This is a genomic window from Niallia laureatilytica (assembly GCF_046613985.1).
GTDB lineage: Bacteria > Bacillota > Bacilli > Bacillales > Cytobacillaceae > Niallia.
Genome location: NZ_JBKKHP010000001.1, coordinates 40,993 through 64,745, shown reverse-complemented (window position 1 = coordinate 64,745; position 23,753 = coordinate 40,993). Strand labels below are relative to the sequence as shown.

The window sequence follows — 23,753 nt, the reverse complement described above, 5'->3', positions numbered from 1 at the left end:
TTGGAAGCTGCATTTTTTATTTATGGAAGTATGTTTCCTGCTGCGCGGAAAATTTCATACCATTCTTCACGAGTTAAAGTGATATCGCTCGCTTTTATACAGTCCTGCAATCTTGATTGATTCATTGTTCCAATCACTGGCTGCATTTTCGCTGGATGACGTAACAGCCATGCAATTGCAATAGTAGTATTGCTGACATTGTATTTTTTTGCAATTTCATTAATTTTTTGATTTAATTCTGGGAATTTTTCATTGTCCAAAAATACGCCTTCAAAAAATCCATATTGGAATGGTGACCAAGGCTGAATAGTAATATCATGAAGACGGCAAAAATCGAGAATTCCGCCGTCTCTGTTAATAGCCGATTCGTTTTCCATATTGACGTTAAAACCGCTCGAAATCATGGTCGAATTTGTGATGCTTAATTGAAGTTGATTCGCAACAATCGGTTGTTTTACATACTTTTGCAATAGTTGAATTTGCATTGGATTTTGATTGGATACACCAAAATGACGGACTTTTCCTGAGCTTTCCAGGATATCAAAAGCTTCTGCTACTTCTTCTGGTTCAACAAGTGTATCAGGACGATGTAAAAGAAGAATATCAAGATATTCTGTGTTTAATCGTTGTAAGATGCCATCAACAGATTGGAGGATATGGTCTTTGGAAAAATCAAACATTCCCTTGCGAATTCCGCATTTGGATTGCAAAATAATATTTTCTCGAACAGTAGGACTCATATGTATAGCGTCAGCGAAAATCTCCTCACAGCTTCCGCCGCCATATATATCTGCATGATCAAAAAAATTAGCTCCTTGCTCTAATGCAGTTTGAATAAAATGCTCCGCTTCTTTTGCTTCAAGCGAATTGATGCGCATACAGCCGACAGAGACAACTGGCACCTCTAAATTGCTTGATCCAAGCTTCATTGTTCTCATGATTTTTCCCCCTTTATGGTTAGTTCACGTACATTACAGAATGTCCCATGAGCCTAAGTTGAATTATAAATGAGAGCGATTTCACCGTCAACTTTAGAGCACAGCTAGGATAATAGCACTTCCGAAAAAAGGTAACGTTCATATTTTAATATAAGCGACAAAGGAGCGGATACTTTGAAGGAGGAAATGGGATTGGAAGCATTCACGAAAAGCATTACACTTTGTATGATTGTTAAAAATGAGTCTAAAATAATCACAAGATGCCTAGATTCAGCTGAAGCGATTATTGATTCTCTCTCCATCTGTGATACAGGTTCGACAGACGACACGGTTAAAATTATCAAAAACTGGGCAAAAGATAATGGCAAAGAATGTACGATTCATCATACTCCATTTCAAAACTTCGGATATAACCGAACACTGTCTGTGAATCTGGCACAAGTTGCCTATCCAGACTCTGATTATCTTTTATTATTGGATGCAGATATGATCCTGCAGAATTCCCTTGCATTTCATGTAAATAACTTAAAAAGTGACCAATATTTAATCATGCAGATGAATCAAGATTTAAAGTATTGGAACACGCGGCTTATCCATGCAAAACGTTCATGGGAATGCGTCGGTGTGACACATGAGTACTGGGAGCTGAAAGAATCTCCTGCCACAGGAACTGTTGGAAAGCTTGAGAATATTTTCATTCTTGATAAGGAAGATGGCGGAAGCAAACAAGATAAGTTTGAAAGAGACAAAAGATTGCTCGAAGAGGCTGTACAAGACGAGAACCAAAAGCCGCTTTGGCAAAGATATATGTTCTATTTAGCACAAACTTATTATGATTTGCAGGATTACTCCAACGCAATTGAATGGTATAAAAAGCGAATAGCAGAAGGCGGCTGGCAGGAGGAAGTGTATTACAGCATGCTGAAAATTGGTCTTGCTTATGAACAACTCGCGAACCGCTCCTCTGTAAATCTTAAGCGGGAAGAATTGCTGGCATTATCTTTATTTCGATTGCAGCAAGCATGGATGTATAGACCATCAAGAGGTGAAGCCATTTATCACCTCGCTCGGATTCATCGAGAATTAAAAAATTATCAGCTTGCCTATTTATTTGCAGCAGAAGGGAAATCAATTCCGTTCCCAGCAAACGATCTGCTGTTTGTCGATTATACGGTTCATGATTATAGATTTGACTGTGAACTGGCCATTGCAGGCTTCTATATAGAAAAAAACAAACTGTCTGGTAAACAAGCACTTGAACGCTTGCTAGCAAGGAAGGAAGAATTGCCAAGACATTTACATCCATGGCTTGAGCAGACTAGCCAGTATTATCACTAAAAGCACTGAATATTACTTCAGTGTTTTTTTCTATTAAATCTGCTTTTTTTATAACCATATCAAAACAGGGTCTCTTCCTTTTAATATTTTCCCCCTCATCAGTGCAGGGATTCTTGAAAGGCACAGAGAATAGTACAGAATTACTTAAAATAAATTTGGGGGCAGTAAGAATGATATTGGAAGCAGCCATGCTTAACGTGAAAGAAGGAATGGAGTCGGAGTTTGAACAAGCATTTGCTGAAGCATCGAGCATTATTGCAAGCAAAAAAGGCTATATAGAGCATGAATTGCAGCGCTGTATGGAAGATGTGGGCAAATACTTGCTGTTGGTCAGGTGGCAGACGCTTGAAGATCACACAATCGGGTTTAGGCAATCAGCAGAGTATGAGAACTGGAAAAAGCTGCTTCACCATTATTATGATCCTTTTCCAACGGTAGAGCATTTTAAATCTGTTTATATAAGCAAATAACGAATAAACGATGCAACAATTTCGAAATAATAGTGTAATAATAGAGCATAGAAGAGAAAGAGAAGCTATTATTTCTGGTAATGCCTGCCTTTTTAAAAGAGCGGACCACTTATCCAGCAAGATATTGAGCATTTTTCTTTTTATGTGTAATATTTTGGCACATGAATATATATATTACATCTGTTAACCTACTAGAGTATTAAAGAATGATTCTAGGAGGTTAACAATCTATGAAAAACTTAAAGAAACTACTTATTGTTTCAACAGTAGCCCTTTCCTTATTTGGGTTTAATACGCAGTCTAAAGCCGCCACCAATCATGTTGTCCAAAGTGGCGAAACTTATTGGATTCTTGCAAATAAATTTGGTGTTTCAGCAAACAGCATAAAAAGCGCAAACGATGCTACAAGCAACATGCTTATTCCTGGTCAATCGCTGACTATTCCTAATTCTACTATTTCAGCAGCTGATAAAGATCTAATGGCACGTCTTGTATCTGCAGAAGCTAAAGGTGAGCCATATGCAGGGAAAGTCGCTGTGGCAACGGTTATTTTAAACAGATTGGATAACAAAGATTTCCCTGATACTATTAAAGATGTAATCTACCAAAAAGACAATGGCTATTATGCCTTCACACCTGTGCAAAATGGAGCAATAAATGAGTCTGCAGATGCAGAGTCGAAAAAGGCAGTAACAGAAGCAATTGCTTCAAGAGGCTACGGACAAGGCTCTCTGTTTTTCTATAACCCAAAAACATCTACAAGTGATTGGATTTTCTCACGTCAAGTGACTATCAAAATTGGTAACCATACGTTTGCAAAATAATTGAATCCTGCATCACTCCATTTTGGAGTGGTGTTTTTTTAGTTAGGAGACATTGCTGATTCTATATATTTCATGAATTTTCTAGCAAGCAATGATGGAGTCTTCTTCTTAGGATATACAAAACCAAAAGCGATATGTACAGGCTGGTGATTCAGAATGTTCATTTTTTTTATAGCGTTTTGATTAACAAGGAGAGTATCTCCTTCCTTGTAAAGCTCTGGTGAGAAGGTGATAGCCATGTTTTGAATGACGGCCTTTTTAATGACATCCGTATTATTCGATGTAAACAATATTTGTAAGCTTCCAAATTCAGCAATAAAGTTTTGAACAAACCATTTTACATAATCTCCGTCATACATAACAATCGTTTCATTAATGAGTGCTTGTGGCTCAATGCTATCATTAACAGAAATGGCCGAATCTTTATGTGCGAATACCTTCATTTCCCCTTTATTTAGAAGCTGAAAATCAAGATTTTCCATTTTATCCTTTAGACCATCATGTAGTGTTATCAGTCCAATGTCCAGTTCAAAACGGGTAATATCGTTGATTATTTCATGTGTTTCCTGCTCCATAATCTCAATCTCTACATTTGGATAATCCGCTTTAAAGGCTGCGAGCGGCTCCAGTAAATAGGGCATATAGATTGGGATGGAAGCAAATGTTAGCTTCCCTTGAACATCTTTTGAGTCCTCTTTTATTTCTTCGCGTAATTCCTCTACTTTTAATAAAATTTCCACTGCCTTTTGAATTACTTTTTTGCCTTGTATGGTAGGCAATGTTCCTGTTCTGGCACGGTGAAACAAAACAACACCCAGTTCTTTTTCAAGAGCAGTGATTGATTGGCTCACAGCTGATTGTGTGACATGCAGGTTTTCTGATGCTTTGGAAATTGCTCCTGATTTTGCAACTTCGAGTACATATTCAAGCTGTTCAATCTTCATAGACTCCCACCTTCTATAAGTTTTCCTTACCTTACCTTCAAAAAGTTTAATTTTATTAATCATAAACTACATTATATAATTTATTCAATCTTTTCTTAATGGTTTACTCGGAATTGGTAGAAGGGAGATTCCATAAATTGCTGTCGATTATGCTTCAAAGGAGGAAGGAGTTATGCGTTGGTTGATTTTAGGGGCTGTGTTTTTACTGGCTGTCATTAATTTCGCAGACAAAACAGTGATTGGCTTATCAGCCGTTCCTATCATGAATGATTTGCAGCTCAATTATGAGCAGTGGGGCATTGTGGGCAGTTCATTCTTTTGGCTGTTTTCTGTCGCTGGTATTGTCGGAGCGGCTCTGTCTGATCGGTTTGGGACAGAAAAGATGCTGCTGATTATGGCAATCATTTGGACTATAGCCCAGTCCGTCACAGTGTTTGCCGCAGGATTACCGTTTTTAATTATGACTCGTGTGTTACTAGGTGCTGGTGAAGGGCCGTTTTTTGCAACAGCTGTCAGCCATCTTAGCAAATGGTTTGCCCCAGAATCAAGAGGGTTTGCTATTTCGATTCTAAATTTAGGAAATACAGTCGGAAAAGCTGTCTCTGTTCCGGTTTTAATCTGGCTTATCACTCAAACAGGCTGGAAAATGACGTTTTTATTTTTAGGTGGTGTGAGCCTGCTGTTTGTTTTTATCTGGTTATGGCTAGGACGACTCCAGGCTCCTCACACTGTAGAACAAACTTCTGCAAAAACCAAAATAGTCTGGACTGATGTAAGGAAGACCATTTTTTCAACCACCTTTGTATTTACAACAATGATTGCCTTTATTGGTTATAGTGTTATTACCTTCAGTCTTGTCTTTAGTCCAACTTACATAACCGAAGTAAAGGGAATCTCACCAAGTGTAATGGGCTATATGAAAGCGACCGCTGGTGCGACAGGAGCAATTTTGTCTGTCGGACTCTCCGCTTATTCTGACTTTATCTTCAAAAGAAGCAAAAATATATGGCTGTCCCGTGTTTTATTTACATCCATTTGTGCAGCGTTAGCGGGGATAGTATTTTTCTTTTTTACCATAACAGAGTCTGTAGCACTTATGACGCTTATTTTAATTTTAGAAAACGGGCTGATTATGCTTATTTTCACACTCGGTCCGCAAGTTGTAAACAGCTTGATGCCTGAGAGAAAAGGGCTGATGTCAGGTATTATGATGGGATTAGCGACAACCTCAGGTATTATTGCGCCAATAATTTTTGGCAAAGTGATTGATACATCTGGTGATTCGCTTACCGGATTTAACGGAAATATACAGGCGATGGCAATCCTGCTGATAATTAGTGCAGTCCTGTTTGCATTGTTTGCAAGGCCGGCTCAGAAAGAAATAATCCCAGGTCAACAAAATATGGGAATTCATTTAAAATAGGAGGAAATAAGATGAAATATAGTGTAAGCAAGGATGAGAAAGAACTAGCATTAATGTATTTGCAGGAACATACAAAACGGTTTACGAAAAGAGTGGAAAAGGTTACTGAAAATATTTATTGCGCAGTTGGATATGGACTGGCGAATTCGACTTTAATAGTAACAGATGCAGGAAATATTATCGTTGATACAACCGAAGGAATAGAAACGGCGGCTGAAGTAAAAAAAGAGTTTGATAAAATATCGCCATTGCCAACCATAGCTGTTATTTATACACATGGTCATCCTGATCATATTAACGGAGCCTCCGTTTTTGCAGATGATAAAACAGAAATTTATGCCAACAAGCTTACGCTCGATTTTATTCAAACACAGTATAACCAGTTAAATAGTATACTTGAAATAAGGGGGGCAAGACAATTTGGCGTTTTTCTTCAGCCGGAGCATTATCCATACAGTGGTTTAGGACCTGCTTTAAAACTAAGCGGCACAAAAAAAATAATGGTGCCAACCACAGTGTTTGAAGATGCGGTGAAATTGCAGTTTGGATCCACCGTTATGCAGCTAGTTTCCGCTCCTGGTGAAACAGAAGACCAAATCTTTATTTGGCTACCAGAGGAAAAGGTATTGCTTGGTGCGGATAACTACTATCCAGCTTTTCCGAATCTGTATACGATCAGAGGAACAAGCCCACGGCCAGTACTGCAATGGGTATACTCTCTCGATAAAATGCGCGCGCTGCAAGCCGAATACTTAGTGCTTGGTCATACTGAACCTGTATATGGCAAAGATAAAATCGCTGAATTATTAACGATTTACCGAGATGGAATTCAATATATTCATGACAGCACGGTACGCGGGATGAATGCAGGAAAAACGGTTGATGAATTAGTGGAGGAAATTTCTTTGCCAGAATCTCTAGCTTCATACGAAGAACTGCGTGAGCTGTATGGCAGCATATCCCAATCCGTTCGCGCGATTTACAGCGGTTATTTAGGATGGTTTGACGGCAATGCTTCTAATTTGGAACAATTAAGTTCCCGTGCTTTTGCCCAAAAAATGGCGGATCTTGCCGGAGGAAATAACAGGCTGCTGAAGGAAGCAACAAATGCTGTTGAAAATGGTGAATTTCAGTGGGCAGCACAATTAGCGGACATGCTGCTGTCTTTATTGCCTGAAAATGATCAAGCGTTGCAAGTTAAGATTCGTGCGTTAACAGAGCTTGGACTAAGATCTTATAACTCGAATAATCGTTCTTATTATCTATCTCAAGCGAAAGAGCTGCAAAACGGTGTGCCATTTTTAAACAATCGAAGCAACCACTCCGCTTATGCTGAAAAAATGCCCATTCGCGCGTTCTTTCAGCAAATGACGATTCTTCTACAGCCTGAAAAATGCGAGCATCGAGCGCTTTCCATAAGCCTTACCAATACAGACGATCAGAAGCAGCATATTTTAGTCATCCGCAATGGCATTATCGATATTCAGGAAGGATGTTTAACAAACCCGGATATAACGGTAGCAACAAGTTCATCTATTTGGAAGGAGATTATATTAGGTATTCTAAATCCAAATGATGCGGCAAATAATGCAGGTTTTCAGCTTACTGGGGATGCAGTATCCTTTAGTCAGTTTGTTGGCTTCTTTCAAAAATAATTAGTTTGTAAAAAACCGTCTTGGCAGATAAAAGGCGGTTTTTACTTTAACAGCATATTGTAAGAAAACCTATATGTATTCTAAAATAATAGAAGGAACTAGTGCTTTACAAAGTTAGCGCTATGGTTGGAGGATACATCATCATGAATAAAGACAAACAATTACTGAGCTTAATAAATGCTGCGCAAGTCTTAACATCTACATTAGATTTGGACAAGGTGCTCCAGCAGCTGATTAAAGAAACGTTAAATGTAATAGATGGTGCAGATGCTATATTGCTGTTTGTATATGATAAACGGACAGGCAGGCTTATAGCCAAAAATGGTGTCGGAGTTGAACTAGCATACTTGCAGGAAATTAAACTTCATCCTGGGGAAGGCATGACAGGCAAAACATTCTTGAGCAAAAAAGGACAAATATTCAGTCATGTAAAAGAAACAGAGAGAGGGATGGAGAATATTAGAGGTGATAATAAAAGTCTGTTTCAAAAGGCTGTTGGCGCATTCCGCTATCATCCTGTCAGTACCATTTGTGCTCCCCTATTATCTAAAGAGGAATGTATTGGTGTATTGACGATTGACAGTTTTTCTGAAAACGTGCATTTCACAAACCATCATCTTCTCCTGCTCGAAACATTCGCCGCACAGGCCAGTATTGCGATTGAAAATGCAAAATTTTTTGCTGATACAGAGCGATCGAAGAAAATTCATGCTGAATTGGCTACCGCTTCGATCAACCAAAAAGGTCTAGAAGAAATTACAGGCACGCTCACACAGCTTATTAAAGAAGAGGTTTGTGTTTATAATGAGTTTTTTGAGATTATTTCTTCTTCCTCGACACAGGCTGAGGCAATGGGGACGGCTAAAAGAAACGTGATTATGACTGTTTATAATGATGAGGTGCAAAATGAGGGGAGTTTGTATTGTAAAGAAGAGAGAATAAAGCTGATTCCCATTAAAACAGATGCCAGAATTGTTATTGGCATTCTGGCAATCTTTAACGTCGAACGAGCTTCTCTTGATACACTAGACTTGCTTGCTATTGACCTTGCCAATAATATTTTCGCGCGGGAAATTATCGGCCAGGAAAGATTGCTCTCTGATTATTATAAATATGAGGGGTACTTATTAGATCAGCTTTTAAGTCAGAAGCTGGATTCATTTTCCGGACCGCAAAAAAGCATTGTCGGCCTGTCTGACAACTATCGATATATATGCATTAATATCCAAATTCCTAACCAGCTCCTTGAGTTTGAGGAATTAAATCGAAAGAAGCAGCATTTTCATCGTTTATTGTTTCGGGAAATCAAAAAGCTGCCCTACAAAGTATTAGTTTCGGAAAAGAACATGGAATATGATGTGTTAGTTATGATTCATGACCGAAAAACAGAAGAGGAAATAACAGAACTGTTTAGCCTATTCTTTAATGGGTTAAAGGATAAACTTGTTGAAAGTATATCCTTTGACTTCCATGTCGGCATCGGCAGGCTATTCTTAAAAATTAAGGAGATTCAAAGCTCCTACAGAGAAGCAAAGATTTGTTCCGACTATATTAAAACGAACAGTAAGGATTTACTAGTGCTTTCCTATAAATCGCTTGGCATCTATCGCTTGTTTATTAAACAGGAGCCAGAAGAGATTCGTGAATATGTAAAAAGCACGATTGGTCCGCTAATTGATTATGATAAAACAAATGGAACTGACTTGTTGTCTACATTAGCGGTATATATGGAGAATAAACAAAATATGACGTTAACAGCGAAGCAGTGCTTTGTGCATTTAAATACGATTAAGTACAGACTGCAAAACGTGAAAGAGATTTTAGGAATACACCTTGAAGGCAAGGAAATGTTTGAACTGCAGCTTGCTATTTATTTGTTTGACTATTTAAAGAAAGGCATCGGCAAACACTAGTCTAAAAGTTGTAAAAATTCGCTATTTTTTAAGATGCATTATCTAAAGCAGACAAAAAGCTTACGATTAATTTGTCTGCTTTAGATATATTAATAATTGTCAAACTATTCTACAATTTCTAAATAATGATACATATTATGAGGGGGTACAGCATGGATACAACAGCAGCAAGCAGGCTGGACGAACTTCTGTTATCTGACTATGATCACACACTTGATCATGGGGGCATATCAGGTAAAAGAATAGCGCAAAGGCTGTATGAATTATCAAAGATTGGTTTGACAGACGAAAACGGTTCTTACCGAATCGGTTTCTCTGCAGAGGAAAAGTTAGCAAAACAGCTTGTTGCTAACTGGATGACAGAGGCAGGTTTATCTGTCAAACAAGACGAAGCTGGCAATATCATCGGCAGATTGGCAGGTAATGACGAGGAGCTTCCAGCAATTCTATCTGGTTCCCATGTTGACAGTGTTCCAAACGGGGGGCATTTTGATGGGCCGTTAGGTGTTCTTGCGGCGTTAGAGGTAGTGGAAGCATGGCGGGAAACTGGGTTCAAACCGACTCATCCATACGAAGTGATTATCTTCTCAGATGAAGAGGGAGCAAGATTTAATGGCGGTCTGACTGGAAGCAGAGCAATGACTGGTGACATAGATGTTGAAAATCAACTCAGCTTAGTTGACAGCGAGGGAGCCAATTTTCAAACAGTTATTGAAAATAACGGCTTGTCACTTGATACATTCTTTCAAGCGAAACGGGACTTATCTAAAATCAAAGCATATGTGGAGGTCCATATTGAGCAAGGAAAACGGCTCGAAAAAGAGAATCTTCCAGTCGGAATTGTTTCGGGAATAGCAGGTCCAAGCTGGCTGAAAATCACTTTATCAGGAGAAGCCGGCCATGCAGGAAACACTCCGATGGATGACAGAAAGGATGCGTTAGTAGCAGCAGGTGAACTTCTTGCGGCAATTCCTGCCTTGCCTAAAATGGTAAGCTCCACCGCGGTTGCGACAGTCGGGAAGCTGCATGTTCATCCGAATGGAGTCAATGTTATTCCCGGCAGAGTTGAGTTGTTTGTTGATATTCGTGACATTTATGAAGACAAAGTAGATGCGCTTGTTGCTCTTACAATTGAAAAAGCTGCAGCTATTTCCGAAAGCTATGGAATCAAGACTACGTTTGAACAAACATTGAAAGTTTCACCGATGCTCGTACAAGATGACATAAAAGAACTGCTTGAGCAATCACTGCAAAAAATGGCCATTAAGCCGTACTTTTTACCAAGCGGTGCTGGTCATGATGCGATGGTTCTAGGAAGGCATGTACCATCTGCGATGATTTTTGCTCGCAGCAGAAAAGGGATTAGCCATAATCCCGAGGAATGGACAACGCTTAGTGATTGTGTTCAATCTGTGCATGTATTGAAAAACATGATTGAAAGCCTGGATGAAAACTAAAAGGAGTGATACATAATGGAAGCAACAAAATCTTTTATACAAGCAAGCATAGATGCAGTGAAGGAAGAGGTTGTCACATGGCGCCGCCATCTTCACCAACATCCAGAATTAAGCTTTGAAGAGGAAAAAACGTCTCAATATATATATGACCAATTAAAATCATTTGGCAATATTGAACTAACCCGCCCGACAAAAACCAGTGTAGTTGGCCGAATTATCGGAGCTCTACCTGGCAAAGTTATTGCCATTCGCGCTGATATGGATGCACTTCCGATACAAGAAGAAAACGAAAGTGAATATGCTTCCCAAAATCCTGGCGTGATGCATGCTTGCGGTCATGATGGACATACAGCCATGCTTTTAGGTGCAGCAAAGGTATTATCCTCCCTTAAAAGCCATATCGAAGGAGAAATCCGTTTGTTATTCCAGCATGCAGAAGAATTGTTCCCAGGTGGAGCAGAGGAAATGGTCCAAGCAGGAGTAATGGACGGGGTTGATACAGTAATTGGCGCCCATTTATGGTCTCCACTTGAAATCGGCAAAATCGGAATCGTTTATGGACCGATGATGGCATCACCTGATACCTTCTATCTTAATGTCAACGGCAAAGGAGGACATGCTGCTCTTCCTCATCAAACAGTTGATTCGATTGCGATTGCTTCTCAAGTGGTCACAAACCTGCAGCATATCGTTTCACGAAACACAGATCCTCTTGATAATCTCGTTTTGTCTGTGACAAAGTTCGTCGGAGGCACAACGCATAATGTAATTCCAGGTTCTGTTGAGATATGCGGAACAGTTCGCAGCTTTGATCCAGACTTGCGCAAGGAAGTTCCAAAGCTAATGGAAAGAGTCATCAAAGGTATTACGGACGCACATGGAGCGACTTACGACTTTAAATATGAGTTCGGCTACAGACCTGTCATCAATGATGCCCGCGTTACAGAGGTGTTAGAAGCAACAGTGTTAGAAGTGTATGGCAACGATGCGATCGACAGAATGAAGCCAAATATGGGCGGAGAAGATTTTTCTGCATTCCAGCAAGTAGCAGAAGGATCATTCTTCTATATAGGTGCCGGAAACCCGCAAAAAGGGGCTGACTTTCCTCATCACCATGCCCGCTTTGAAATCGATGAAGACTCCCTTGAAAAGGGCGTAAACTTATTTGTTTACAGTGCATTAAAGCTGTTAGAAGCAGCAGAAGGAAGGGAAGCAAATGATTAAAGTATTGGCGCTGATTCCGTTCGTTTTCATGCTGGGCGGAGCCTATGTATTCAATCAAGTGACACCATACGTACTAGGAATGCCATTTCTGCTGTTTTGGTGTGTATTATGGACAGTCCTGACATCTGTCATTATGGCAATTATCTATAAAATCGATCCAAAAAATAAAGAAGGTGAAACAGAATGAATGCTGCATTAGTAATTATTTTTGCTACGATGCTACTATCTATCTTTTTAGGTATTCGGGCAAAAAAAGGAAAAGACATGGATTTAGAACAATGGTCTGTAGGAGGAAGAGGCTTCGGTTCCGTTTTAGTATTCGTGCTGATGGCAGGGGAAATTTATACAACCTTCACCTTCCTTGGAGGAAGCGGCTGGGCATATAGTAAAGGCGGCCCAACCTATTATATTATTTCATACGGTGCTCTTGCTTATATTATGTCATACTTTTTGCTGCCGAAAATCTGGCGCTACGCAAAAGACAACAAGCTTGTGTCTCAATCAGACTTTTTCGTCAGCAAATACAACAGCCCGTATTTAGGAATTCTTGTTTCGCTTGTAGGGTTTGTTGCGATGATTCCTTATTTTGTTCTGCAGCTGAAAGGGCTTGGAATTATTGTATCAGAGGCTTCTTATGGCCATATTTCACCAACTGTGGCGATTTGGATCGGCATTATCGTTGTAACCGTCTATGTAATGGTCTCAGGTATTCACGGCTCTGCGTGGACTGCTGTTGCGAAGGATATTCTTATTCTTGTTGTGGTCTTATTTTTGGGAATTTATCTTCCGCACCATTATTATGGCGGGATTCAGCCAATGTTTGAAGCAATTGACACAGCGAAGGCAGGCTTTTTATCATTGCCTGATTCAGGACAAAGCTCTTCTTGGTTTGTAACAACTGTTTTACTTACAGCATTAGGCTTTTATATGTGGCCGCATACATTCGGTTCCATTTATTCCTCTCAAGGAGAGAAAGCCTTCCGAAAAAATGCTATTTTCATGCCATTATATCAATTAGTCCTTTTATTCGTATTCTTCGTAGGCTTTGCAGCGATTCTGCAAGTGCCAACATTAACTGGAGCAGATACGGATTTAGCACTGCTTCGTTTGTCTATCCAGACATTTGATCCATGGGTGGTAGGAATTATCGGTGCGGCAGGTATTTTGACTGCTCTTGTTCCTGGCTCGATGATTCTTATGGCAGCAGCAACCTTGCTTGCGAAAAACGTTTATAAAGTGTTACGACCAAGTGCAACAGACAAGCAAGTCACAAGCATGGCCCGTTATCTTGTACCTGTTGTGGCACTCATTTCCGTAATCGTTACATTTAATGGCGGCGGAACGCTTGTTGCTTTGCTGTTAATGGGATACAGCCTTGTAACACAATTGTTTCCGACCTTATTGTTCAGCTTAATGAAACATAATTTTGTTACGAAACAAGGAGCGTTTTCTGGTATTATCGCAGGTGTTGCCACGGTTACTTATGTGACAGTTTCAGGCACGACTGTCGGAACATTGTTCCCATTTTTGCCGCAAGCAATTAAGGACTTCAACGTTGGTATTATTGCCTTGATTATTAACTTAGTTGTCCTTACGGTTGTATCATTGGCAACAAGACCAGTGGCAGTATTAAAAACGAAATCTAATCAAGCATAATAACAGACCCCTCTTATCCTTATAAGAGGGGTGTTTACTTTTTTCACATCTAAAACGAATGACTATTTATTAAGCGCTTTTTTGGCAAGATTAACGTCATTTTGCAGCAGACTCTTTAAATCATAAGCTGGGTAATACCCCTTTTTATACATATAGTGGAATACTTCCTCATGTGAATCAATCGCTTTGTTTATATGTGTTTTTAACACCTTTCTTAATTCAGGTGTAGCTGTTTCAGTAATGGCAACCGCATAATTTTTGACACTTGATTTAAATAGACCAAGCAAATCTCCTGCCAGAAAAGGTGTTAATGCTTGATTGCGCAAGTCCTCTTCCTCGTCTTCCTCTCTCGGTGCTAACGGATAGAATTCAAGCAAGTCTTTTATATTAGCTGTTAAACCTTCAATAGCCTTTGTGTACAGCCTTTTTAGTTCTGGGTCTGTCACCGTTGGAAGTGCGAGTTTCAATTTCATTAATGCTACTGATTGTGATGCTGTTAATTCATGTATTTCTAATGTTTCATGCCATGCTAAATGCTGCGGACGTTCGTTATGTTCCATTCTCATGATCCTCCTTAAATGACGCTTCCTCTTTTTTTAGTGTGAGATAGAAAAAAGAGGAGATCACTCACCTCTTTTATCGTGACTATCTTTGTGGATATTGCTTATGCCAGTCATCCCAATGACCTTGTGGATGATGGTAGCCTTTTTTCCATGAATCTTGCGGGTAGTATGGCTTATGCCAATCTTGGTGGGGTTTATGCCATCCGTATGGATAATCGTCATGAAAACCTTGATAATACCCTCCAGGATATTGATGATAACCGCCGTATGGATAGCCTTGTTGCTGCCAGCCACCAAACGGATAGTTCTGCTGACCTTGCTGCCAGCCGCCGTATGGATAGCTTTGTTGACCTTGCCCCCAAGGGAAATTAGGTTGATATGGTCCAAATTGCATGTAATCACCTTCCGTTGCGAGTTTTCTGTATAGGGTATGTCGGCTTGCTGTTAATGAGCTTATCTACTTTTTTTAAGAAGAAGCCCAATTATTAACTCTTATTAGAAAATTTTTATTTTTCAAGCTGTGCAACAATGGTATGATTGGCTATATAAAAAAAGAGAGTTAACGTTTAGGGGAAGAGAAGGAGGAAATATTTTGACAAAATATGATGCGATTATCATCGGTGCCGGTTCCATGGGGATGGCAGCAGGCTATTATTTAGCGGAACAAGGAAAAAAGACATTGTTAATTGATGCCTATGACCCTCCTCATGCACATGGAAGCCACCATGGCGAAACAAGAATTATCCGTCATGCATACGGGGAAGGTGCTGAGTATGTTCCTTTGGCGTTAAAAGCACAGGAGCTTTGGGGCGAGCTTGAAGAGGTATCAGGCAAGCAGCTGTTTTTGCAGACAGGTGTATTAAATGTCGGCAAAGCAGATTCACCATTTATGAAAAACATAATATATAGCGCGAAAACATATAACCTGCCAGTGGAAGTGCTGCAAGCAAGTGAAGTAATGGAGCGGTGGTCTGGCATTAAGCTACCGGCTGATTATATCGGCTGCTTTGAAAAATCGTCAGGAGTGCTTAAAAGCGAGACTTGTATTGAAGCATATAAAGAGCAGGCTATTAAAAAGGGAGCAGATCTTCTTACATATACAGAAGTACTAGAATTGCAGATGGATAATGGGAAGGCAATCGTAAAAACGGCAACCAATAACTATTATGGAGACGCTCTTATCATTTGCGGCGGCGCATCAGCAGGCAAGCTGTTAGCTACTCTAGGTTTAACGCTGCCATTAAAACCGACAAGGAAGACGTTTGCTTGGTTCCATGCTGATGAAACCATTTATTCTAGTGAAAACTTTCCGGCCTTTTCCTTTGAAACGGAAAAAGGCATGTATTACGGCTTTCCAAGCATCGAACAAGCTGGTTTGAAAATAGGCAGACATGACGGCGGCGGTGTTGAAATACAACCAGGCCAGTCAATCAGCCCATTTGGTGAGCTTGCCGAGGATGAGGGAGATGTAGGGCAGTTTCTTTCCACTTATATGCCATTAACAGATGAGCTGAAGTTTGGCAAAACTTGCACATATACATTGACACCTGATGAAGACTTTATAATTGATCTTCATCCTGATTACGCCAATGTCGCCATTGCGGCAGGTTTTTCAGGCCATGGCTTTAAATTCAGCAGTGTGGTCGGGAAAATTTTAAGTGACTTAGCAACAAAGGGGAAGACAGAATATAATATCTCACCTTTTTCTATTAAACGCTTCTCATAAAAAAAGCTGCCTCTAATGGCAGTTTTTTTATTGGCAAAACAGGAAGTAAAAAGCTTTACAAAGGACTTCATTTAATATATCTTTAATTCAAGATATATCAAATGAAGATAAAATCGAAGGAGAAACAAATCATGGCTGAATTTTTAGATCTAGTTAAATCACGACGCTCTGCGAGCAACTTTTTGGAAGGAAACCCGATTTCAACAGAAGAGTTAAATAGTATTTTTGAAACGGTTAAGCTAGCACCATCTGCTTTTAATTTACAGCATACAAGGTATATTGCCGTTATAGATGATGAGAAAAAAGCTGAAATAAGAAATGCCGCAAACGGTCAATACAAAGTAAAAAGCGCTGCTGCTGTTATATTGGTAGTTGGGAACAAACTTGCTTATAAACAAGCACCAGAAATCTATGAAGGTCTGCAGATGCTCGGAATTGTAAACAAGCAGGAATATGACCATTTAGTTCAGGATACAACTTCCTTTTATGAAGACAGAGGTGACACCTTCCAAAAAGAAGAAGCAATTCGTAATGCTTCACTTTCTGCCATGCTGTTTATGCTCGCAGCAAAGAATCAAGGCTGGGACACTTGCCCGATGATTGGATTTGATGACAAGCAGGTTCGTGAAATACTGCAGATTCCCGATCAGGAAGAGGTGGTGCTGATGATTACCATTGGCAAGGAGAAAACAGACAGCAGACAGCCGCGCGGATACCGAAAGCCAGTCCGTGAATTTGTAGACTATATTTAATAAGGTTTATGGATGAATGGCTACAGCTGTGCCAATAGGAGCAATGCTTGCTAATTCCTCCACATCCTTGTTTTGCATTCTAATACATCCTCTTGATACAGCTTTGCCAATGGAGCTAGGATCATTTGTACCATGGATACCATAATGCTCTTTAGAAAGACTCATCCACATTGTACCGAATGGACCTCCAGGATTCGGCGCTTTATTGATGATAACAAAATTGCCTACAGGTGTGCTAAACAGCATTCTGCCTACTGCAATCGGATACTGCTTTTGCAAAACACCGCCTCTAAACAAGCGCAATATTTTATTACCTATCGAAACATCTATTCGATAAGGAATACTCTCAGGGGACGGTAAGCCGGGTATGATGATTATTTGTCCGGGGAAGATGCTGTTTGGCTGGATTGTTGGGTTTGCTGTTAATATACTGGCTAATGGAATGCGATAGTCTTTTGAGATTTGGGTTAAAGTCTCCCCGGGCTTAACAATATGGTTCATCGATTTGCCTCCGTTTTTACGTCTTTTAAGGTACTATATGACTATCGTCAGGAAAAAATATATAGTCCCATGAAAAAAGCCAAGTTAACAAACGGCAATTTAGGCATTTGCCTATATCACTAAAAAAGAAGTTTGCATACTTTATGGGTGACATAAAAAAAGGAGAGTTGCCTATATGTACCCTTATGTAAATTACGCTTATCCACAAACTCAATATGATTACCAATACCCGCAAGGATATTACGAAGATCCGAACAGACAAATCCAGCTGTCACAGCTTTTTCAACAGCCACAGTGGAGACAGTTTGAGCGGAGGCTTAATCAGTTAGAAAGACGGATTGAAGCTCAGGATCGCCGTATTGATCAGCTGGAACGGAGAATAAATCAGCTAGAGCGGGAGAATAACCAGCAGCAAAGAGATATTGACCAGCTTGAGCGCAGTTTGCAAAGAGTTAATCAGCGCTTAAATGCATTGGAAAGATAAATATAACTAAGGAGCACAGCAGTTGCTCCTTAGTTATTGATTAGAATTTTTTTTGCTGTTTAGGGAATGTTAATATATCATAATTGACTTTTTGGAGGTAATTTAAAAATGACCGTTTATGTATATCAAACATTTTCACTCAAGCAAGATAAATTCAAAGAAGGATTGGAAAATTTGCGTGAGCTGAAAAAGTTTAGTAATGAAAATTACTCACACAAAGTAGAAATATTGACGCCTATCTCAGGCAATGATCATACATATGCCCTTTTAACGGAGTACGAAGGATTGGCTGAAATGGAATTGCAAGGCAAAAAGATGAATGAGGATGAAGACTATCAAAAGCTGATTGGTGAGTTCTTTTTGCAAAATATAGAACAAAACAGCATGCATACGCAAATCTACAGAGCAATGCCTGAAAAGAAGGAAAAAAAGGACAAGGATAAGGAATCAGAGTAAGCAAAGCCTAGTTCATATTAGTTGCATCAACAGATACACGTCCACTAGTATAAAAGTAGAAATAAAGGTTAATTAAAGGAGGAACAATACTATGGCAATCGAAAACCCAAGCAGGGAAGAAATCGGCAAACTATTAAAAAAGGCAAAAAAAATCGCAGTTGTCGGTTTAAGTGATAATCCAGAAAGAACTTCTTATATGATTGCAGAAGCCATGATGAAAGCAGGCTATAGCATCATCCCCGTCAATCCTACAGTAGATGAAGTTTTAGGAATGAAAGCATATAAAAGCCTGACAGATATTAAAGAACATGTTGATATTGTCAATGTATTTAGAAGATCTGAATTTCTTCCAGAAGTTGCGGCGGAATTTGAAAAAATCGATGCTGATGTTTTTTGGGCACAGCAAGGACTTGTTCATGAAGAAACTTTTCACTCTTTAAAAGAAAAAGGCTATACGGTTATCATGGACCGCTGTATTAAAGTAGAACATGCTCTAACGAAATAACTATAAAATATGGATGCAATAAGGTAACTTGACCCTCATAAGAAGCGGTCTTAAAAGCACCTTATTTGCATCCGTTTTTTTATTTTCTCCCTGCGCTATTATGAGGATAGCCCGTCAGAGAAACGGTAGTTAGCGTTTTTTTTATAAGAAATATGTGTTAACATAATTAAGATGCATAAACGAAACCTATTAAAAAAAGCTTTTCTCTTTTAGCTTTCTTGGTTTAATATTGAATTTAATCGATTATTTTGTGAGTAACTCGATATATCAATATGCTTGTAGAAAAAATGCTGCTATTATATGATAAGAACAAACGTTCTAATTTTAGTGTTTTTTTATCAAATGCATAAAATAGTGTGCTTCGTCCACTATAGATGGCAAAAAGATAAAGAAAAAATAATCCTGCAAACAAAGAGGATAAATGAAATTATAGACGAATACATAAACAATTGTTCGACATGCTACATAAAAAGATAATATGTCGTGTTTTTGAGGTGAAAGGGGTATGTCTGTGGCGAAAAATCAACAACCATTTGACTATAACGATGATGCCATACAGGTGCTGGAAGGACTGGAAGCTGTAAGAAAGCGTCCCGGTATGTATATAGGCAGCACAGATTCAAGAGGGTTGCATCATCTTGTATATGAAATAGTAGATAATGCTGTCGATGAAGCATTAGCCGGATTCGGTGAAGAAATCATTGTAAAAATCCATAAAGATAATTCTATCAGTGTACAGGATAAAGGAAGAGGACTTCCGACAGGGATGCACAAAATCGGCAAGCCGACACCTGAAGTAATCTTTACGATCCTGCACGCAGGCGGAAAGTTCGGACAAGGCGGATACAAGACGAGCGGCGGTCTGCATGGTGTAGGTGCGTCAGTTGTCAACGCCTTGAGCGAGTGGGTTGTCGTTAAAATAAAAAGAGACGGTTTTATCTATGAACAGCGTTTTGAAGATGGAGGAAAGCCAGTTACTACGCTTGAAAAGCTAGGCAAAACAAATCAAACTGGCACGACTATTCACTTTAAGCCGGATCCTTCCATCTTCTCTACAACTACTTATAATTTTGAAACGCTTTCAGAGAGGCTGAGAGAGTCAGCCTTTTTATTAAAAGGACTTAAAATCGAATTAATAGATGAGCGCAATGATGTCCATGCTGTCTTTCATTATGACAACGGAATTGAAGCTTTCGTTGAGTACTTGAATGAAGAGAAGGATACTCTGCACCCGGTTGTTAGCCTAGAAGGGGAAAGCAACGGGATTGAAGTAGAATTCGCTTTCCAATTTAATGACGGCTATTCAGAAAATGTTCTCTCCTTCGTTAACAACGTCCGCACAAAGGACGGCGGAACACATGAAGCGGGCAGCAAGACAGCAATGACGAGAATGTTTAATGAATATGCCCGCAAGGTCGGCCTGCTTAAGGATAAAGATAAGAACTTAGACGGATCAGACATACGAGAAGGTTTGTCTGCGATTGTTTCTGTCCGCGTACCGGAAAGCCTTCTGCAATTTGAAGGACAAACGAAAGGCAAGCTTGGTACAAGTGAAGCAAGAAGCGCTGTCGATGCAGTCGTTTCCGAGCATATTTCCTACTTCTTTGAGGAAAATCCTGATACGAGCACACTGCTAATCAAAAAAGCCATTAAAGCATACCAAGCAAGGGAAGCGGCGCGAAAGGCTCGGGAAGAGGCCAGAAGCGGCAAAAAAAGAAAGCGCGGCGAAACAGTGCTATCAGGCAAGCTGACACCGGCACAGTCAAAAAACCCGCAGAAAAACGAATTGTATCTAGTTGAAGGTGATTCTGCAGGCGGCTCTGCTAAACAAGGAAGAGACAGACGCTTCCAAGCCGTTCTGCCATTAAGAGGTAAGGTTATCAACACAGAAAAAGCAAAGCTGTCTGATATCTTTAAAAATGAAGAAATCAACACTATTATTCATGCGGTTGGAGCAGGTGTCGGAGCGGATTTCAATATCGATGATTCCAATTATGACAAAGTTATCATCATGACAGATGCTGATACGGATGGCGCGCATATTCAAGTGCTGCTGCTCACATTCTTCTATCGTTATATGAAGCCGCTTGTGGAAGCAGGAAAAGTGTATATCGCACTACCGCCGTTATACAAGGTAAGCAGAGGCTCAGGAAAAAAAGAGGTTATTGAGTATTCATGGAGCGACGATGACCTGCAGGACGCTATCAAAAAGGTCGGTAAGGGCTATGTGCTACAGCGTTATAAAGGATTAGGCGAGATGAATGCAGATCAGCTTTGGGATACAACGATGAATCCTGAAACAAGAACATTAATCCGTGTTAAGATCGATGATATCGCACGAGCGGAACGCCGCATCACAACACTGATGGGTGATAAGGTAGAACCTAGACGGAAATGGATTGAGTCAAATGTTGCGTTCGGACTCGAAGAGGAAGGCAATATATTAGAAAATGAAAATATTGTGGTTGCAGAGGAGGGGGATGAATCATGAGTTCAAGTTCAACGGAACAATTTCGTGATTTGCCTTTAGAGGACGTTCTCGGTGATCGCTTTGGACGTTATAGTAAATACATCATTCAAGAGCGGGCGCTGCCAGATGCCCGCGACGGCTTGAAGCCGGTTCAGCGTCGGATTTTATATGCGATGCATGTTGATGGTAATGTTCATGACAAGAACTTCAGAAAATCTGCGAAGACAGTCGGTAACGTTATCGGTAACTACCATCCTCACGGAGACAGCTCTGTGTACGAAGCGATGGTGCGGATGAGCCAGGAATGGAAGGTCAGAAATCTGCTAATTGAAATGCACGGTAATAACGGAAGTATTGATGGTGACCCTCCTGCGGCAATGCGTTATACAGAAGCAAGACTTTCTGCAATATCATCAGAACTGCTGAAGGATATTGATAAAAAAACGGTCGATTTCATTCCGAACTTTGATGACACATCAACAGAACCGACTGTTCTGCCGGCAAAGTTCCCGAACTTGCTTGTGAACGGTTCAACAGGGATTTCGGCTGGTTATGCAACAGACATTCCACCCCATCACTTAGGTGAGGTGATTGATGGTGTTATCGAAAGAATGGATAACCCAAAAGCAACCGTAGAAGATATCATGAAGCATATCAAGGGCCCTGATTTCCCAACAGGGGGCATTATTCAAGGGGTAGACGGTATTAAAAAAGCCTACGAAACAGGCAAAGGCAAAATTATTGTCAGAGGCAAAGCGGATATTGAAGATATTCGCGGCGGGAGACAGCAAATTGTCGTAACAGAAATACCTTATGAAATAAATAAAAGCAATCTAGTGAAGAAAATGGATGAAATCAGGCTTGATCGAAAAGTCGAAGGGATTTCAGAGGTCCGTGATGAAACAGACCGGACAGGCTTGCGCATTGTCATAGAGCTGAAGAAAGATGCAGACGCGTCTGGTATTCTCCATTATTTATACAAGAATACAGATCTGCAAATTACTTACAGCTTCAATATGGTTGCCATTCATAATAAACGTCCGAAGCTGATGGGCATTATTGAGCTATTGGATGCTTATATTGAGCATCAGAAGGATGTTGTGACAAAAAGGTCGCAATATGATCTGCAAAAAGCGAAAGAAAGACAGCATATCGTTGATGGTCTGATAAAGGCACTGTCTATTTTAGATGAAGTTATCTCCACAATCCGTGCGTCTAAGGATAAACGAGATGCGAAGGATAATTTAATTGCATCCTTCCAATTCTCTGAAGCTCAAGCGGAAGCGATTGTGTCCTTGCAGCTATACAGACTTACAAATACGGATATCACGGCGCTTACTGCAGAAGCAGAAGAACTGGCGAAGAAAATCGAAGAGTGGACAGCGATTCTTTCCAGTGAGAAAAAACTTCTTGCTGTTATCAAAAAAGAGCTGAAAGATGTTAAAAAACGCTTTGTTTCTGACAGAAGAACGGCGATTCAGGCTGAAATTGAGGAAATCAAAATCAACCTCGAAGTTCTTGTCGGCAGTGAGGATGTTATCGTAACAGTAACAAAAGAAGGCTATGTGAAGCGGACTAGCCAGCGCTCCTATGCGGCAAGTAATGGTCAGGACTTCGGCATGAAGGATTCAGACCGTATCTTAGCTAAATTGGATGTTAATACAACTGAAGTTGTATTGCTGTTTACGAATAAAGGAAATTATTTATATTGCCCAGTCCATGAGCTCCCAGATATCCGCTGGAAGGATCTTGGACAGCATATTTCTAACATTATTCCAATCGATAGAAATGAAAGCATTATTCATGCAATACCAGTTAAGAGCTTTGAGGAAGGCAAGTATTTGCTGTTCTTCACGAAAAATGGCATGGCGAAAAAGACCGAATTGACAAGCTATAAAGCACAGCGCTACAGCAAGCCTCTTGTTGCACTAAATCTGAAAGGGGAAGACGAGGTAGTCGATGTCGTAGTGACAGACGGCAATAAAGGTGTTATCATCGCCACTCATTTCGGCTATGCACTTCGCTTCCATGAAGAAGAAGTCAATATTGTCGGAGCAAGGGCAGCTGGTGTGAAAGGCATAAGCTTAAAAGAAGATGACTATGTTGTCTCCGGTCAAATCATTACGGATGAAGCCAATGAATCGGTTGTTATTATGACACAGCGTGGTTCTGTGAAGAAAATGAAGTTAGCAGAATTTGAGAATGGCGGTAGAGCGAAACGCGGCGTTGTGATGCTGAGAGAGCTTAAAGCTAATCCACATCGCATTGTCAGCATGTTTATTGCAGGTAAAGCAGATACCGTTCATCTGCAAACAGAAAAAGGACTAGTCGAAGAAGTGCAGGTGGAATCAATCCGATTCAATGACCGTTATTCAAACGGATCATTTGTCATTGATGAATCTGATGCAGGCAAAGTTATATTAGCTTGGTTAAAAAAACCGGTAGAATCTTAAA

At 40.0% G+C, this 23,753-nt stretch carries 22 protein-coding genes; 17 read left to right on the top strand and 5 right to left on the bottom strand.

What is annotated here, in order from left to right:
* Positions 1–20: 20 nt before the first annotated feature.
* A complete protein-coding gene (locus ACLIJJ_RS00315; RefSeq protein ID WP_233313805.1) occupies positions 21–938 on the bottom strand; it encodes an aldo/keto reductase in 918 nt (305 codons plus the stop codon).
* 186 nt (positions 939–1,124) lie between these two features.
* On the opposite strand from ACLIJJ_RS00315, the gene ACLIJJ_RS00310 reads away from it, so the two are divergent.
* The 3 genes from ACLIJJ_RS00310 (at position 1,125) to ACLIJJ_RS00300 (ending at position 3,570) form a co-directional block, all read left to right on the top strand.
* A complete protein-coding gene (locus ACLIJJ_RS00310; RefSeq protein WP_341079488.1) occupies positions 1,125–2,276 on the top strand; it encodes a tetratricopeptide repeat-containing glycosyltransferase in 1,152 nt (383 codons plus the stop codon).
* Between the two features lie 170 nt (positions 2,277–2,446).
* Positions 2,447–2,746 (top strand): antibiotic biosynthesis monooxygenase family protein, encoded by a 300-nt coding sequence (locus tag ACLIJJ_RS00305; protein ID WP_233313806.1) that lies wholly within the window; start codon positions 2,447–2,449, stop codon positions 2,744–2,746.
* Positions 2,747–2,976: 230 nt separating this feature from the next.
* Positions 2,977–3,570, top strand: a complete 594-nt coding sequence (locus ACLIJJ_RS00300) for a cell wall hydrolase (RefSeq protein WP_233313807.1) — start codon at positions 2,977–2,979, stop codon at positions 3,568–3,570.
* A gap of 38 nt (positions 3,571–3,608) precedes the next feature.
* Here the strand turns inward: ACLIJJ_RS00300 and ACLIJJ_RS00295 are convergent, their stop codons facing one another.
* A complete protein-coding gene (locus ACLIJJ_RS00295) occupies positions 3,609–4,514 on the bottom strand; it encodes a LysR family transcriptional regulator (RefSeq protein ID WP_341076907.1) in 906 nt (301 codons plus the stop codon).
* 172 nt (positions 4,515–4,686) lie between these two features.
* Between ACLIJJ_RS00295 and ACLIJJ_RS00290 the strand changes: the two genes are divergently transcribed.
* From ACLIJJ_RS00290 to ACLIJJ_RS00260, 7 genes are all read left to right on the top strand, one after another.
* Entirely contained in the window at positions 4,687–5,937 is a 1,251-nt protein-coding gene (locus tag ACLIJJ_RS00290) for an MFS transporter (protein ID WP_411410412.1), read from the top strand.
* Positions 5,938–5,948: 11 nt separating this feature from the next.
* The gene (locus tag ACLIJJ_RS00285) at positions 5,949–7,592 is read left to right on the top strand and encodes an alkyl sulfatase dimerization domain-containing protein (protein WP_411410411.1); all 1,644 of its coding nucleotides are present in this window, start codon (positions 5,949–5,951) and stop codon (positions 7,590–7,592) included.
* A 143-nt stretch (positions 7,593–7,735) separates the two neighbouring features.
* The gene (locus ACLIJJ_RS00280; protein WP_237941445.1) at positions 7,736–9,505 is read left to right on the top strand and encodes a helix-turn-helix domain-containing protein; all 1,770 of its coding nucleotides are present in this window, start codon (positions 7,736–7,738) and stop codon (positions 9,503–9,505) included.
* Between the two features lie 152 nt (positions 9,506–9,657).
* On the top strand, positions 9,658–10,962 hold the full coding sequence (locus ACLIJJ_RS00275) for a Zn-dependent hydrolase (protein WP_411410410.1): 1,305 nt from the start codon (positions 9,658–9,660) through the stop codon (positions 10,960–10,962).
* A 15-nt stretch (positions 10,963–10,977) separates the two neighbouring features.
* Complete coding sequence (locus tag ACLIJJ_RS00270) at positions 10,978–12,186, top strand: M20 family metallopeptidase (protein ID WP_251646041.1); 1,209 nt, start codon at positions 10,978–10,980, stop codon at positions 12,184–12,186.
* Positions 12,179–12,373 (top strand): DUF3311 domain-containing protein, encoded by a 195-nt coding sequence (locus tag ACLIJJ_RS00265; RefSeq protein WP_233313814.1) that lies wholly within the window; start codon positions 12,179–12,181, stop codon positions 12,371–12,373. Before ACLIJJ_RS00270 ends, ACLIJJ_RS00265 begins: the two co-directional genes overlap by 8 nt.
* Entirely contained in the window at positions 12,370–13,842 is a 1,473-nt protein-coding gene (locus tag ACLIJJ_RS00260; RefSeq protein ID WP_411410409.1) for a sodium:solute symporter family protein, read from the top strand. The genes ACLIJJ_RS00265 and ACLIJJ_RS00260 overlap by 4 nt, the downstream gene beginning before the upstream one ends.
* Before the next feature lie 62 nt (positions 13,843–13,904).
* Here ACLIJJ_RS00260 and ACLIJJ_RS00255 read toward each other — a convergent pair whose 3' ends face one another.
* The gene (locus ACLIJJ_RS00255) at positions 13,905–14,408 is read right to left on the bottom strand and encodes a spore coat protein (protein WP_411410408.1); all 504 of its coding nucleotides are present in this window, start codon (positions 14,406–14,408) and stop codon (positions 13,905–13,907) included.
* 79 nt (positions 14,409–14,487) lie between these two features.
* Positions 14,488–14,799 (bottom strand): hypothetical protein, encoded by a 312-nt coding sequence (locus ACLIJJ_RS00250; protein ID WP_411410407.1) that lies wholly within the window; start codon positions 14,797–14,799, stop codon positions 14,488–14,490.
* 198 nt (positions 14,800–14,997) lie between these two features.
* Here ACLIJJ_RS00250 and solA point away from each other — a divergent pair, with 198 nt between their 5' ends.
* Both solA and ACLIJJ_RS00240 read left to right on the top strand, forming a co-directional pair.
* Positions 14,998–16,131 (top strand): N-methyl-L-tryptophan oxidase, encoded by a 1,134-nt coding sequence (gene solA, locus ACLIJJ_RS00245; RefSeq protein WP_233313818.1) that lies wholly within the window; start codon positions 14,998–15,000, stop codon positions 16,129–16,131.
* Positions 16,132–16,262: 131 nt separating this feature from the next.
* Positions 16,263–16,883, top strand: coding sequence for a nitroreductase family protein (locus ACLIJJ_RS00240; RefSeq protein WP_237941441.1), 621 nt, complete (start codon positions 16,263–16,265; stop codon positions 16,881–16,883).
* A gap of 6 nt (positions 16,884–16,889) precedes the next feature.
* Here the strand turns inward: ACLIJJ_RS00240 and ACLIJJ_RS00235 are convergent, their stop codons facing one another.
* On the bottom strand, positions 16,890–17,384 hold the full coding sequence (locus tag ACLIJJ_RS00235; protein ID WP_233313820.1) for a L,D-transpeptidase family protein: 495 nt from the start codon (positions 17,382–17,384) through the stop codon (positions 16,890–16,892).
* Positions 17,385–17,559: 175 nt separating this feature from the next.
* Between ACLIJJ_RS00235 and ACLIJJ_RS00230 the strand changes: the two genes are divergently transcribed.
* The 5 genes from ACLIJJ_RS00230 to parC all read left to right on the top strand — a co-directional run bounded on the left by ACLIJJ_RS00230 (position 17,560) and on the right by parC (position 23,752).
* Positions 17,560–17,868 carry a hypothetical protein gene (locus ACLIJJ_RS00230; protein ID WP_233313821.1) on the top strand — a complete coding sequence of 103 codons (309 nt, stop codon included), beginning with the start codon at positions 17,560–17,562 and terminating at the stop codon, positions 17,866–17,868.
* Positions 17,869–17,976: 108 nt separating this feature from the next.
* Positions 17,977–18,324 carry a hypothetical protein gene (locus ACLIJJ_RS00225; protein WP_233313822.1) on the top strand — a complete coding sequence of 116 codons (348 nt, stop codon included), beginning with the start codon at positions 17,977–17,979 and terminating at the stop codon, positions 18,322–18,324.
* Between the two features lie 91 nt (positions 18,325–18,415).
* Positions 18,416–18,829, top strand: coding sequence for a CoA-binding protein (locus tag ACLIJJ_RS00220; RefSeq protein ID WP_233313823.1), 414 nt, complete (start codon positions 18,416–18,418; stop codon positions 18,827–18,829).
* 511 nt (positions 18,830–19,340) lie between these two features.
* Complete coding sequence (parE, locus tag ACLIJJ_RS00215) at positions 19,341–21,320, top strand: DNA topoisomerase IV subunit B (RefSeq protein WP_237942292.1); 1,980 nt, start codon at positions 19,341–19,343, stop codon at positions 21,318–21,320.
* On the top strand, positions 21,317–23,752 hold the full coding sequence (parC, locus tag ACLIJJ_RS00210) for a DNA topoisomerase IV subunit A (protein ID WP_411410406.1): 2,436 nt from the start codon (positions 21,317–21,319) through the stop codon (positions 23,750–23,752). The genes parE and parC overlap by 4 nt, the downstream gene beginning before the upstream one ends.
* The last annotated feature ends 1 nt before the right edge of the window (position 23,753 follow it).